The following is a 13,534-nucleotide window of genomic DNA, read 5'->3' on the forward strand; positions in this document are numbered from 1 at the left end:
TGGACCGTGGGTTTTAATGCCGGCCCAGTCGTTTTTTCGTCACACAAGGACGTTTGCTCATGTTCAGGAAGATCGCCCCCATGGCGCTGCTGGCCACCCTCGCCGGCTGCTCGGATAGCCAAGACGCCAGCAAGGCCAATTTCCAGAAAGCCGCCCAGGCCTACCTCGACACTCAGTACCCGCGCTGTTACGTGATCAGCGATTTCCCGACGCAGACCCAGGACTTCGACATCTCCGGCACCAACAAGGCCCTGCATGCGCTGGCCAAGGTCGGGGTGGTCAGCGAGCGCGAGATCAAACGGGTCGAAGTGCCGGACCGCCTGTGGCAGCCGGCCCGCACCGACGTCTACTACGCCTACGACCTGACCGATGCCGGGCGCCCGCTGTACCAGGCCAATGCGCGCAAGATGATGAGCGGCAAGACCCTCGGTGGCCTGTGCTTCGGCAAGGCTGAGGTGACGTCCATCGAACAATACAGCGAGCCGGCCCCGATGATGGGCCACACCATTTCCGAGGTGACCTACGCCTACAAAGTCACTGGCTTGCCAGAGTGGGCCGCTAATGCTGAGGTCAAGGACAGCATCCGCGACCTGGGCGAGGCCGTGGCCACCGCCGAGACACCTGCGCGCGAGCAACAGGTGATGGTCCTGACCGACAGCGGCTGGGTGCACGAGCGCCTGTTCAAACAGTAATGGCCCAGCGCCCTGCGACGTCTCGTCGCAGGGCCTGACCTCTTGGGAAAAGCACTGCGAACCCGTAGAATCGCGGATCCTTTTCGCCCGTCGCCTTGAACGGTGGCAACCGGCAGCAACGACACAGTCCAGGCCTGACCACATGGCGTTCATGTGAAATAGGCTCAACCGACCCCGCCCGGCCCATCTCCCCAGAGGCCCAGCGGTTGAGTCTTGCCCAGGTCGCATCCAGCCCAGGCACACCCGTGCAGCTTTTCTGGCCCTCGTTTGGGTCGGTTCGGCGTGCGCGTCCGAAGAGGCGTTTTCCGACCGCCACTCCTACTTGAGGTACGTATGTCTCCGCGTTTGCTGGCCATGGCGCTGGCGCCCCTGCTCGGGCTGTTCATCATTGCCTTGGGCAACGGCTTCATGTCTTCCCTGACGACCCTGCGCCTGGACGCTGCCGGTGAATCGGCAACGACCATCGGTATCGTTTCATCGACTTATTTCATCGGCCTGACCCTGGGCGCGATCTTCAACGACCGGCTGATTCTGCGCATCGGCCATATCCGCGCCTACACCAGCTTCGCGGCCTTGATCGCCGCCACCATCCTGCTGCAGGGGCTGTTCTACGACGTCACCTGGTGGTCGGTGCTGCGCCTGATCAACGGCTGGGCGGCGGTGGGCGTGTTCCTGGTGATCGAAAGCTGGCTGCTGCTGGCAGGCGACGCAAAGATTCGCGGGCGGCTGCTGGCGCTGTACATGATCGCCTTCTACGGCGCTGGGGTGATCGCCCAGGCCGGCCTTGGCGAGATCACCCGCCTGGGCGACAGCGCCCCGTTCATGCTCGCGGGCATGCTGGCGGCGCTGTCGGTGTTGCCAATCGTGATCCTGCCACGCGTGTCGCCGCTGCTCGATCAGGTCGAACCGCTCAAGCCTCGGCAGTTGCTCGGCGTCGCGCCTTCAGGCTTGGTTGGCTGCTTCGGCTCGGGCGTGGTGATCGCCGGCATCTACGCGTTGCTGCCGCTGTACCTGCAGCGCATTGGCCTGGACGTGGGCGAAGTGGGCAACATGATGGCGTGGGTCATCCTCGGCGCCATGCTGCTGCAATACCCGGTGGGGCGATGGTCGGACCGCAAGGATCGCCAGGATGTACTGATCGCCTTGGCCGCGCTGTGCCTGGTGTTGTCGTTGGTGACGGTGTTCCTGCCTTCGGATTCGGCGCTGCTGCCAGCCATGCTGTTCCTGCTCGGTGGCGGCGTGTTCGCGCTGTATCCGGTAGCGGTCAGCCATGCCGCCGACCGCGCGCCTTCCGATGCCTTGGTGCCGATGATCCAAGGGCTGTTGTTGATCAACTCGCTGGGTTCGGCAATGGCGCCGCTGGCCATTTCCCCGGCCATGACCCGCTTTGGCGAGGTCGGCTTGTTCTGGGCTTTCGCTGTGGTCAACCTGGGCATGGTGTGCTTCTTCATGTGGCGCCGCGGCAAGCGCCCGGCCGCCGAGCATCCTGCGCCGTTCACTGCCTCGACCACGTTCTCGCCTACTGGCGCGGAATTGCGCGTGACCGAAGACCTGATGCATGCCGCGCAGGAGCATCCGCCGCTGGAGCCTGAGGGCGAAGCAGCCGCCGTACAGGGGCAGGTGAAATAGAAGAAGAGGCCGCCTAGCGGCCTTTTTTGCGCCTGTGGGATCGAGCGCCGCTGCGCGGCGAATCGCGAGCTTCGCTCGCTCCTACGGTTTGTTTTTTTAGCCAATGACGCCTGTGGCAAGCGCGCGCAAATCCCCAGGAATGATTGGCCCGAAACAGACGTAGGAGCGAGCGCAGCTCGCGATGCGCCGCGCGGGCGGCGCTCGCTGGTACGGTTGTTTCAGGAGCATCCGTCGCTGGAGACTGAGGGTGAAGCAGCTGCCGTACAGGGGCAGGTGCAATAATCGAGCGCGGCGGTGCGGCGAATCGCGAGCTGCGCTCGCTCCTACGGTTTGTTTTTTAGCCAATGACGCCTGTGGTGGGCCCGAAACAGACGTAGGAGCGAGCGCAGCTCGCGATGCGCCGCGCGGGCGGCGCTCGCTGGTACGGTTGCTTCAGGAGCATCCGCCGCTGGAGACTGAGGGTGAAGCAACTGCCGTACAGGGACAGGTGAAATAATCGAGCGCCGCGGTGCGGCGAATCGCGAGCTGCGCTCGCTCCTACGGTTTGTTTTTTAGCCAATGACGCCTGTGGCGGGCCCGAAGTAGGAGCGAGCGCAGCTCGCGATGCGCCGCGCGGGCGGCGCTCGCTCTGCGCATCACCATGCCACCCAAGACGTGCACCCCAACGCCCTCCCCTAACCGTCTGTCGGGCCAGTGGCACTTGGCCTCCCCCGGGAAGCCAAACGACTGACAGCTTATCCACCCAGGAGATTGCCATGACCCGCATTAACGCACTGATGCTCGCCCTCGCCCTGGGGGTTGCCTCTACCGCCAGCTATGCTGCTACCGCCACCAATACCGATACCCATCCGAAAACCGACCAACACGGCGGTAAGACCGCCGGTGAAGGCAGCAGCGTGAATACCCCAGGCGGCACCAAGGACAACGACAGCGCCGACACCGGCAGCAATACCGACGCGGCCGATGGCGCAGCGGGTGGCTCGAACAGCACGGGCGAAGCGACCGGCTCGGGCGCAGGGCACACCGGCGGTACCGCTGAAGACCAAGATAGCCGCTGAGCTACTTACAACCCTCTGCACAATCCAGCCCCTCTGTGGAACGGCCCTGTCGGGTCGCTTCCACAGAGCGCTGCCTATCACCCAGCACTCGACCAATACCGCTGATCATCCACCACCTGCGCATGCCGCTCGAACAAGGCCGGCAATTGCTCCTTGAGGTAGTCGATCCAGGTTCTGACCTTAGCGTCGAGGTAATGCCGCGACGGATAGATCGCATACAATGCGCTCTGCCGTAGTCGGTACGGCGCCAACACTCGACGTAGCCTGCCTTGTTCTATCGCCTGGCTAGCGGTATAGAACGGCAACAAGCCAATCCCCATGCCCAGTTCGCTGGCCACCAGCATGGCGTCAGCCACATTGGTCTGGAAGCTGTCACGCGGCGCAATCACGCAGTCGTCCTGCCCTTGTTGAAACACCCATTCACCCTCATGCATCGGGTACGCCATACGCAGGCAGCGATGCTCGAGCAAGTCATGTGGCTGGCGAGGTATGCCGTGCGCTTCCAGATAGCTGGGCGCTGCGCAGGGGATGCTGAAGATGGTGCCCAATGGCACGGCGATCAGTTGGGAGTCTGGCAAAGCCTCGTCCACGGTAATCACTACATCGTGCCCCTCGGCCAGCGGGTCTGGATTGCGCTGAGACAGGGTCAGCTCGATCACCACCTCTGGACACAGCGCATTGTAGCCAGCCACCAGCGGCATCAGCAGCATGCCCAGCCCATGCGGGCAGTGCAGGCGCAGGCGCCCGCGTGGGTTGAGGTGGGCGCCGCGCGCTTCGTCCATGGCCTCATCGGTCAACGCCAGAATCTGCCGCGCGCGTTCCAGGAACCGCTCGCCGGCCTCGCTCATGCGCAGGCGCCGAGTGGTGCGGTGCAGCAGACGGGTCTGCAAGCGGTTTTCCAGCTCGGCGACAATCCGCGACACCTGCGCAGCAGAGATATCCAAGGCATTGGCAGCGGCGGCGAAACTGCCGCACTCCACCACCCTGGTAAACGTACGCATGGCGTGCAGCATGTCCATCGAGCAGGCTCCTTGAGCGACTATTCTTACATTCGATGTAGGAATCTATCACGCTAGGTGCCCTACGGCCTGTGAATTAAGCCAATACCTCGTTGATCCACTCAACCTGGCAGGCAAAGGCGCGCTGCTTCTCGGGGTCGACGGCATCGCGAGCACGGGCGAAGTTGGCCAGGCTCTGCTGCTTCTGGCGCAACATGCGTTGCCATTTGCCGATGAAGGCCGGGCTTTTTTCACGCATCAGCACAGGGCCGAAATACAGCTCCTGTGCGCTGTAGCTCACGCTAGAGTCCGGCTCGGCAACGATGATCTCGTAGTCGAAACGGTTTTCCCGCAGCAATTCCTCATGAACGATGCGGTAGCCGTTGTTCATCAGCCAGGTACGCAGCTCGCGCTCGTCGCCATTGGGCTGCATGATCAGGCGCTGCTGGCCGTCGAGGCGGTGCTTGCCGCGCTCGAGGATCTCGCACAGGGTCTTGCCACCCATGCCGCACAGGCTGATGGCGGTGATGCCGTCGCTGGCCTCGAGCGCATCGAGGCCGTCGGCCTTGCGCACGGTGACCCGATGCTCCACGCCATTGCGGCGCACGTTGCGCTGCGCTGAGGCAAACGGTGTATCGGCGACCTCACCGGCCACTGCTGCGGCGACGACACCGCGCAGCGCCAGCGCTACCGGCAGGTAGCCGTGGTCCGAGCCGATGTCGGCCAGGCGTGCCCCTTGCGGCACCTGCGCGGCCACCCGCTCCAGGCGCTGCGATAATGTGTGTTGGTTCAACTCCAGCCCCTTGCTCGACAATCGGCGGCGATTCTGACGGTCACCGCGTGGCATTACAATGCGCACGCGCTCGCTGGGCCTGCGACTCGACCCTGTGGCCCTGCTCGCGTAGGCTTGCCACTTTCTTCCGTAGCAAGGCAAAGCCCATGGCAAGCATCATCTATACCCCCGACACCGACGCCGAGGCGATTTCCTCGGACGTCGCCGAATTCAACGGCATCCTGGTCACCACCCAGATCCCGACCGATGCCGATGGCAACCTGGTGCTGGGCAGCATCCAGGCGCAGAGCGAGCTGACCCTGCAGGCGCTGAAAACCGCACTGGAAAAGGCCGGCAGCGGCATGGACAAGGTCATGCACCTGACTATCTACCTGACCGACATGGCCGACCGCGCCGCCTTCAACGAGGTCTACCAGCGCTTCTTCAGCAAGCCCTGGCCGGTACGCGCGGCGGTCGGCGTCGCGGCGCTGGCTTACCCGGACATGCGTGTCGAAGTCACCGCCATGGCCGCCAAGGGCTAAACTGCGAATGCCTGGCACAGCCGGCCCGCGTCGCGGCGCCGGCCTTTTTCATCCTCGAGCAGGAAGCTGCATGTCTTACCCCCCTTTTCGCCGCAAAGCGCTGATCGCCTTGCTGCCCAGCCTGGGCTTGTGCCCGCACGCACTGGCTGAACCCGCCGCCACCTTCAACCTGCTGGAGCCGGTGGTGGTGACCGGCACCTATGCGCCGAACCCAAGCTTCGACCTGCCCTACTCTATCGATACCGTCGAGCGCAGCCAGATTGGCGATGGGCAACTGGGCGTCAACCTGTCGGAAGCCTTGAACCGTGTTCCGGGCCTGGTGGTGCAAAACCGCCAGAACTACGCCCAGGACCTGCAAATCTCCTCGCGCGGCTATGGTGCGCGTTCGGCCTTCGGTATCCGCGGCATCAAGCTGATCAGCGATGGCATCCCGGCCAGCACGCCGGATGGCCAGGGCCAGGCGGCTTCGCTGAACCTCGATGTGGCCGATCGCATCGAGGTCCTGCGCGGCCCCGCCTCGGCCATCTATGGCAGCAATGCCGGCGGGGTCATCCAGATGTTTTCCCGCGATGGCGCCGGGCCGCCCAAGGTCGGTGCCGAAACCACGTTCGGCAGCGACGGCTTCAACAAGAACCATGTCTACAGCGAGGGCGGCAGCGAGCAAGCCGGCTTCCTGGTCGATGCCTCGCGCATGGACACCGACGGCTACCGTGACCACAGCGCGGCGCGGCGCGACCAGACCTTCGCCAAGGTGCACGTCAAGCCCGACGCCGACAGCCGCCTGGCGTTGATCTTCAGCACCTTGGAACAAAACGGCACGCAGGACCCGCTCGGCCAGACCTGGGCCGGCTACAAGGACGATCCCCGCTCGGTGGCCGCGCGCGCCGAGGAGTACAACACGCGCAAGAGCATCCACCATCAGCAGGTGGGCATGAACTATGAACGCTTCTTTGGCGATGCGACCTTGCAGTTCAACCTGTATGCCGGCAAACGCAGCGTCATTCAGTACCTGTCGATTCCAAGCACCATTACAACCTCAAATGGTGTAACCAGACCAAACCCCGGAAATGAGCGCGGCGGCGGCGTGGTCGACTTCGACCGCGAATTCCACGGCGGCACCCTGCGCTGGATCCAGCCGATCACAGCCGCACCCGGCAACCTGACCCTGACCTTCGGCGCCGACTACGACCGCAGCCGTGACGACCGCCGTGGCTTCCAGAACTTCAGCGGCGACACCCTGGGGGTCAAGGGCGAGCTACGCCGCGACGAGAAAGACACCGCCACCAGCCTCGACCCCTATGTCCAGGCACATTGGGAGCTGGAGCGCTGGACCGTGGACGCAGGGCTGCGCCACAGCAGCATGCAGCTGCAGGTCGACGATCACTTCCTGGCCAACGGCGATGCCAGTGGTTCGAAGAAGTACCAGCGCACCACACCGACCCTGTCGGTGATGTATGCCTTCACTCCCGACCTGCACGGCTACATCAGTGCAGGCAAGGCGTTCGAGACCCCTACCCAGGCGGAGATGGCCTACGCCCCGGGCGCATTGGAGGGCTTCAATTTCAACCTGGAGCCGGCCACCAGCACGCAATACGAGCTGGGCGTGAAGTGGCGCCCGGATCAGCGCACGCGCATCAACGCGGCGCTGTTCGAGATCCGCACCAAGGACGAGATCGTCGTGGCTGCCTCCACCGATGGCCGCACCAGCTACCGCAACGCCGGCAAGACCCTGCGCCGAGGCTTCGAGCTGAGCGTGCAGCGCGAGCTCGCTGCGCAGTGGCAGGCGAACCTGGCCTATACCCTGCTCGATGCCACCTACGACGAGGCCTTCAGCCAAGGCTCCAGCACCATCGACAAAGGCAACCAGTTACCGGGCGTACCGCGCAGCAGCCTGTTCGGCGAGCTGGTATGGAAACCGCGGGATGGCATCAGCATGGGCATCGAAGGGCAATACCGCAGCAAGGTATACGTCGAGGACAGCAACGACCAGCACGCCGCCCCCAGCTATGCGGTGTTCAACTGGCGCACCCGCTTCGAACAGCACCTGGGGCCGTGGACCTTCCACCAGTTGGTGCGCCTGGACAACCTGCTGGACCGCCAGTACGTAGGCTCGGTAATCGTCGGCGACGGCAATGGCCGCTACTACGAGGCGGCGCCAGGTAGGTCGTGGTATGCGGGTGCTGGCTTGGCCTATCAGTTCTGAGTACGACCCGGCATCTAGCCCCGCTGGCACCTCTGGGCACCCAAAGGTGCCAGCCGGGCATTTCGCCGTTACAATGCCGCCCTAACCCGTGACAGCCCGAATCTATAACGACATGTCCCTTCCAAAGAATCACCTGGAACTGCTCAGCCCTGCCCGTGACGTGGCCATCGCCCGCGAAGCGATCCTGCACGGTGCCGACGCCATCTACATCGGCGGCCCGAGTTTCGGGGCGCGGCACAATGCCTGCAACGAGGTCGGCGAGATCGCCGAGCTGGTCGAGTTCGCCCGTCGCTACCACGCGCGGGTGTTCACCACCATCAACACCATCCTGCACGACAACGAGCTGGAGCCCGCCCGCAAGCTGATCCACCAGCTTTACGATGCTGGCGTCGATGCGCTGATCGTCCAGGACCTGGGGGTGATGGAGCTGGATATCCCACCCATCGAGCTGCACGCCAGCACCCAGACCGACATTCGCACTCTGGAGCGGGCCAAGTTCCTCGACCAGGCCGGGTTCTCCCAGCTGGTGCTGGCCCGCGAGTTGAACCTGCAGGAAATCCGCCGCATCGCCGAACACACCGACGCGGCCATCGAGTTCTTCATCCATGGCGCGTTGTGCGTGGCCTTCTCCGGCCAGTGCAACATCTCCCATGCCCAGACCGGGCGCAGCGCCAACCGGGGTGACTGTTCCCAGGCCTGCCGCCTGCCCTACACCCTCAAGGACGATCAGGGCCGGGTAGTTGCCTTTGAGAAACACCTGCTGTCGATGAAAGACAACAACCAGACCGCCAACCTGGCCGACCTGGTCGATGCCGGTGTGCGCTCGTTCAAGATCGAGGGTCGCTACAAGGACATGGGCTATGTGAAGAACATCACCGCCCACTACCGCAAGGAGCTCGACGCCATCCTCGAAGGTCGTCCAGAGCTGGCGCGTGCCTCCAGCGGGCGTACCGCGCACTTCTTCCTGCCGGACCCGGACAAGACCTTCCACCGCGGCAGCACCGATTACTTCGTCACCGACCGCAAGGTCGATATCGGCGCCTTCGACTCGCCGACCTTCACCGGCCTTGCCGTGGGCGTGGTCGAGAAAGTCGGTAAGCGCGATCTGCAGGTGGTCACCGAAGTGCCGCTGTCCAATGGCGATGGCCTCAATGTGCTGGTCAAGCGTGAAGTGGTGGGTTTCCGTGCCAACATCGCCGAGCCGCGCGGTGAGTTCGAAGAAGACGGCCAGAAACGCTACCGCTACCGGGTCGAGCCCAACGAGATGCCCGACGGCCTGCACAAGCTGCGGCCCAATCATCCGCTGTCGCGCAACCTCGATCACAACTGGCAGCAGGCCCTGCAGCGCACCTCGGCCGAACGCCGGGTGGGCGTGCACTGGCACGCGGCGCTGCGCGAACAACGCCTGATGCTCAGCGTGACCAGTGAAGAAGGCGTCAGCGTGCAGGTGGCCCTGGACGGCCCGTTCGGCGTCGCCAACAAGCCGCAGCAAGCCATGGAGCAATTGCACGACCTGCTCGGCCAGCTGGGCACCACGCTGTACCACGCCGAGCGCATCGAGCTGGATGCCCCGCAGGCGTTCTTCATCCCCAACTCGCAGCTCAAGGCCCTGCGCCGCGAGGCCATCGAAGCGCTGACCGCTGCGCGCATCAAGGCGCATCCACGTGGTAGCCGCAAGGCCGAAACCACGCCGCCGCCGGTCTACCCGGAATCGCACCTGTCGTTCCTGGCCAACGTGTACAACCAGAAGGCTCGGGATTTCTACCACCGCCACGGAGTGCAACTGATCGACGCCGCGTACGAGGCGCACGAGGAGCACGGCGAGGTGCCGGTGATGATCACCAAGCATTGCCTGCGTTTCTCGTTCAACCTCTGCCCCAAGCAGGCCAAGGGCGTGACCGGTGTGCGCACCAAGGTAGCGCCCATGCAGCTGATTCAGGGCGACGAAGTGCTGACCCTGAAATTCGACTGCAAACCGTGCGAGATGCACATCATTGGCAAGATGAAGAGCCACATCATCGACCTGCCGACGCCTGGCAGTGCGGTGGCCCAGGTGGTCGGGCACATCAGTCCCGAAGACCTGCTCAAGACCATCCCCCGTGCGCCACACTGACGGTTGATCGTCGCCAAACGAAAGGGCCGCATTGCGGCCCTTTTGCTGTTCAGAGCACGCCCAAGCCGCGCGCCGTGCGGTCCACCGCGCGCCGGGTCTTTTCTACCAGTTCGTCCAGCTCGGCATGATTGGCCACCAGCGCCGGCGCCATGATCATCCGGCCTAACGTCGAGCGAATGATCACGCCCTCCTCGAAACCGTAGGTGCGACACTGCCAGGCCAGGTCGTTCTCATTGGCATAGCGCTTGCGGCTGGCCTTGTCCTCGGTGAACTGCAGCGCCGCGACCAGCCCCGCGCCCTGCACCTGGCCGATCAGCGGGTGGTTGCTGAACACCTCGCGCAGGATGCGCTGCAAGTAGGGACCTGTGTCGTCCTTGACCTGGCGCACGATGTCTTCGTCGCGCAAGGCCTTGAGGTTAGCGATGGCCACCGCCGCCGCTACTGGGTGCCCGGAGTAGGTCAGGCCGTGGGCGAATACACCGCCGCGCTCGACCAGGGCCTCGGCAATGCGCTTGCTCAGCACCAGACCGCCCATGGGCACGTAACCGGAGGTCAGGCCCTTGGCGATCGACAGGGTGTCAGGCTCGAAGCCAAAGTACTCATGGGCGAACCATTCGCCGGTGCGACCGAAGCCGCCAATCACCTCGTCGGCGCACAGCAGCACGTCGTACTGGCGGCAAATGCGCTGGATTTCCGGCCAGTAGCTTTCCGGCGGGAAGATCATGCCCCCCGCGCCCTGGAACGGCTCGGCGATGAACCCGGCGACGTTTTCGGCGCCCAGTTCGAGGATCTTGTCCTCCAGCTGCAAAGCGCAGCGCCGGCCGAATTCGGCCGGGGACAGTTCACCGCCGGCGGCGTACCAATAAGGTTCATCGATGTGCGCCACATCCGGGATCAGCCCGCCCATTTCGTGCATGAATTTCATCCCGCCCAGGGCAGTCGCGGCCAGGGTCGAGCCGTGATAGCCGTTCCAGCGGCCAATCTTGATCTTCTTGCTTGGTTGCCCCACCACCTGCCAGTACCGGCGCACGGTCCGGATCAGCACCTCGTTGGCCTCGGAACCCGAGTTGGTGTAGATCGCGTGGCTATAGTGCCCGGGCAACAGGCTGAACAGCAGCTCGGAGAGCTCGATCACTGCCGGGTGGGTGGTGTGGAAGAACATGTTGTAGTACGCCAGTCGCTCCATCTGCGCGGCGGCGGCTGCGGTGAGGTCCTTGCGGCCATAGCCGAGCTGGGTGCACCAAAGGCCCGACATGCCGTCCAGGTAGCGCTTGCCGTCGCTGTCCCACAGGTGCAGGCGCTCACCGCCGACGATCACCCGTGGGCCTTCGGCGTTCAGAGCCTTCTGGTCGAGAAAAGCGTGAATATGGTGCGCGGCATCGCTGGCCTGGTAGTCGCGTGTGTCACGTTGGGCTTGAAGCTGGGCGTGGAGCGGTGCGTTCATTGTCGTTCTCCAGGTAAAACGCGGCGTGCAGGAGGCCCCTGCCAGGCCGCTGACAGTTGAAACGGGTCGGAGTGAGCGGCGCGTTCAGCGCCTTCGCAAGTAGCTTTCCAGTGGGTCCTTGCTCAGGCCTTCCTGGGCTTGGGCCAGGGAGTCGATGAACAGCGAGAACAGCTCGGACTGCTTGGCGATATCGAGCTTGGTGTAGAGGTTCTTGCGGTGGGTCTTGACCGTGTCCTCGCTGATACCCAGGCGCTCGGCCAGCGAGCGAGTGGAATGGCCGCGCAGCAGGAACTGGGCAATGCGGCATTCGCGGTCGGTCAGCAACGAGGAGCCAAAGTTGTTGAGCGCCGCATGAATCTGCCGGCCCAAGGCGCTTTCGAAACGTCCGCCCAGGGCCTCGCCGTCCAGGTGCCCCCACTGGCGTCGCACACTGGCAACCACCCAGGGTGCCACGCACTTGAGGTCGTTGACGTGCTGGCGGTCCAGGCGCTGGGTACTGGCCAGGGCCACGGCAATGGTCAGCTGCGGGTTGAGCGGGACGATGAAATTGAGTTCGTCTTCCAGGTGAGCATGCTGGTAGAACGCCAGGTAATACTCGCTGCGCTTGAAATGGTCAGGGGCGACATCGCTCAGGCGATAGCAGCCGGGGGCGATGTCGTCCATGCAGGCGCGATAGAACGGACACAGCAGGTAGTAGCCTTCGAGGTATTTGTGGATGTTGCCTTCGGGAAGCCAGGGGCCTTCGTCATCCTTTTCGAACAGGGCCGAGGGCAAGCCTTTGCGCGGGTAGAGAAAGACCGTGATGGCTTGGCAAGGGGCGATGAGCTTGAGCGCGGCGAACAGCGCCTCGACGAAAGCCGCAGTGCCCTGGGCATCGACCACCCGCGCCAGGTGCGTGTACCAGTCAGGCGATCGTAGCCGGTCTTTGCTCATCGTCGTCATCCCATGCGAGGGCTCTCATGGCAACGATTCTTGCACGCGGCAACGACGCCAGCCATCACCCTTCAGGGTGAGCGCTGCCCTGCTCAGCTATTTGCGCAACTGCACCCGGCCGTTGGATTCGGCACAGGCAAACACCTTGCGGATCAGCAGGTTGACGCCTGATTCGGCCAGTGACGCCTGAGCCAGGTGCTGCTCGACGCGCAGCAGGTGAAACTGCAGACGCTCAAGCACCTGCGCCTCGCCATACAACGCCAGCAAGGTCGACTTGCCTTGGTCCTGGTCGACGTCCTTGCCGCAGGAGGGGTCGGCATCGCGCAGGTCATCGTAGAGCTGAAACGCCTGCCCCAGCTCTTCGGCCAGCGAGCCCAGCGGCCCGTGCACGCCAGGGCCGGCGTTGGCTAGCCGTGCGGCCATGCTCAGCAAGGCGCTGAACAGCGCGCCGGTCTTGAGCTGGTTGGTCTCGGCAATCTGCTCGGCGGTACGTGGTCGCCCGCCTTCACGCAGGTCCTGCAATTGCCCTTTGACCAGCCCCTCGCTGCCGATGGCCGCCGACAGCGTGCAGACCAGGTCCGTGCGCACCTGCGCCGGCACTCCCTCGAGGCCCGCCACCACGCCAAAGGCGCGGGTCAGCAGGGCGATGGCCGCCAGCACCGCCACGTCTTCACCGAAGGCCAGGTGCAACGTGGCGCGGCCACGGCGCAGGGTGGCGTCGTCCATGCACGGCAAGTCATCGAGCACCAGTGAGGCCGCATGCACCATCTCCACCGCGCAGCCCAACTCAAGGGCCGCCTGTGGGCAGCCACCCAGGCCCTGGGCGGTAAGCACCAGCAGCAAGGGACGCAGGCGCTTGCCTGGGGCCAAGGTACAGTCGCGCATGGCCGCAGCCACCAGGTCACGCTCGTGCCCTGCCACTGGCAGCAGCGCTGCCAGGCGCGCTTCGATGGCGCCATGCAACAGGGCTAGGGCGTCAAGCGGGTCGGCATCGACGGTGTTTGGCACGTGGGCGGAAATCGTCATCCTTGCCTCTTCGGTTGGCGCGGCCAGCAGGCCGCAGGTGAAAGGAACGACTGACGAGCGCCGTTGCCTGATGCTTTATCGTTTTTCAGCTTAGCTATACGAAACGGCCTGCGTTGTACAACTT

11 protein-coding genes are annotated in these 13,534 nt (G+C 64.2%); 6 read left to right on the forward strand and 5 right to left on the reverse strand.

What is annotated here, in order from left to right:
* Positions 1 to 59: 59 nt before the first annotated feature.
* The 3 genes from FS665_RS22365 to FS665_RS22375 all read left to right on the forward strand — a co-directional run bounded on the left by FS665_RS22365 (position 60) and on the right by FS665_RS22375 (position 3,379).
* Positions 60 to 692, forward strand: coding sequence for a hypothetical protein (locus FS665_RS22365; protein WP_145193414.1), 633 nt, complete (start codon positions 60 to 62; stop codon positions 690 to 692).
* Positions 693 to 1,025: 333 nt separating this feature from the next.
* Positions 1,026 to 2,321 (forward strand): MFS transporter, encoded by a 1,296-nt coding sequence (locus tag FS665_RS22370; RefSeq protein WP_145193416.1) that lies wholly within the window; start codon positions 1,026 to 1,028, stop codon positions 2,319 to 2,321.
* Between the two features lie 755 nt (positions 2,322 to 3,076).
* Positions 3,077 to 3,379, forward strand: a complete 303-nt coding sequence (locus tag FS665_RS22375; RefSeq protein WP_145193418.1) for a hypothetical protein — start codon at positions 3,077 to 3,079, stop codon at positions 3,377 to 3,379.
* Between the two features lie 77 nt (positions 3,380 to 3,456).
* Here FS665_RS22375 and FS665_RS22380 read toward each other — a convergent pair whose 3' ends face one another.
* On the reverse strand, positions 3,457 to 4,398 hold the full coding sequence (locus FS665_RS22380) for a LysR family transcriptional regulator (protein WP_145193420.1): 942 nt from the start codon (positions 4,396 to 4,398) through the stop codon (positions 3,457 to 3,459).
* 76 nt (positions 4,399 to 4,474) lie between these two features.
* Positions 4,475 to 5,170, reverse strand: coding sequence for a tRNA (adenine(22)-N(1))-methyltransferase TrmK (locus FS665_RS22385; protein WP_145193422.1), 696 nt, complete (start codon positions 5,168 to 5,170; stop codon positions 4,475 to 4,477).
* A gap of 146 nt (positions 5,171 to 5,316) precedes the next feature.
* Here FS665_RS22385 and FS665_RS22390 point away from each other — a divergent pair, with 146 nt between their 5' ends.
* The 3 genes from FS665_RS22390 (at position 5,317) to FS665_RS22400 (ending at position 10,007) form a co-directional block, all read left to right on the forward strand.
* A complete protein-coding gene (locus tag FS665_RS22390) occupies positions 5,317 to 5,691 on the forward strand; it encodes a RidA family protein (protein ID WP_145193424.1) in 375 nt (124 codons plus the stop codon).
* A gap of 70 nt (positions 5,692 to 5,761) precedes the next feature.
* On the forward strand, positions 5,762 to 7,894 hold the full coding sequence (locus FS665_RS22395) for a TonB-dependent receptor (protein WP_145193425.1): 2,133 nt from the start codon (positions 5,762 to 5,764) through the stop codon (positions 7,892 to 7,894).
* Positions 7,895 to 8,006: 112 nt separating this feature from the next.
* A complete protein-coding gene (locus FS665_RS22400; protein ID WP_145193427.1) occupies positions 8,007 to 10,007 on the forward strand; it encodes a U32 family peptidase in 2,001 nt (666 codons plus the stop codon).
* A gap of 49 nt (positions 10,008 to 10,056) precedes the next feature.
* Here FS665_RS22400 and FS665_RS22405 read toward each other — a convergent pair whose 3' ends face one another.
* From FS665_RS22405 to FS665_RS22415, 3 genes are all read right to left on the reverse strand, one after another.
* Positions 10,057 to 11,451, reverse strand: a complete 1,395-nt coding sequence (locus tag FS665_RS22405; RefSeq protein ID WP_145193429.1) for an aspartate aminotransferase family protein — start codon at positions 11,449 to 11,451, stop codon at positions 10,057 to 10,059.
* 84 nt (positions 11,452 to 11,535) lie between these two features.
* Positions 11,536 to 12,384, reverse strand: coding sequence for a helix-turn-helix transcriptional regulator (locus tag FS665_RS22410; protein ID WP_145193431.1), 849 nt, complete (start codon positions 12,382 to 12,384; stop codon positions 11,536 to 11,538).
* 96 nt (positions 12,385 to 12,480) lie between these two features.
* Positions 12,481 to 13,410: a polyprenyl synthetase family protein gene (locus FS665_RS22415; protein WP_145193433.1), complete on the reverse strand. Its 930-nt coding sequence runs from the start codon at positions 13,408 to 13,410 to the stop codon at positions 12,481 to 12,483.
* Between the last annotated feature and the right edge of the window lie 124 nt (positions 13,411 to 13,534).

Origin of the sequence: Pseudomonas sp. URMO17WK12:I11 (assembly GCF_007677725.1) — a bacterium.
Classification (GTDB): Bacteria; Pseudomonadota; Gammaproteobacteria; order Pseudomonadales; family Pseudomonadaceae; genus Aquipseudomonas.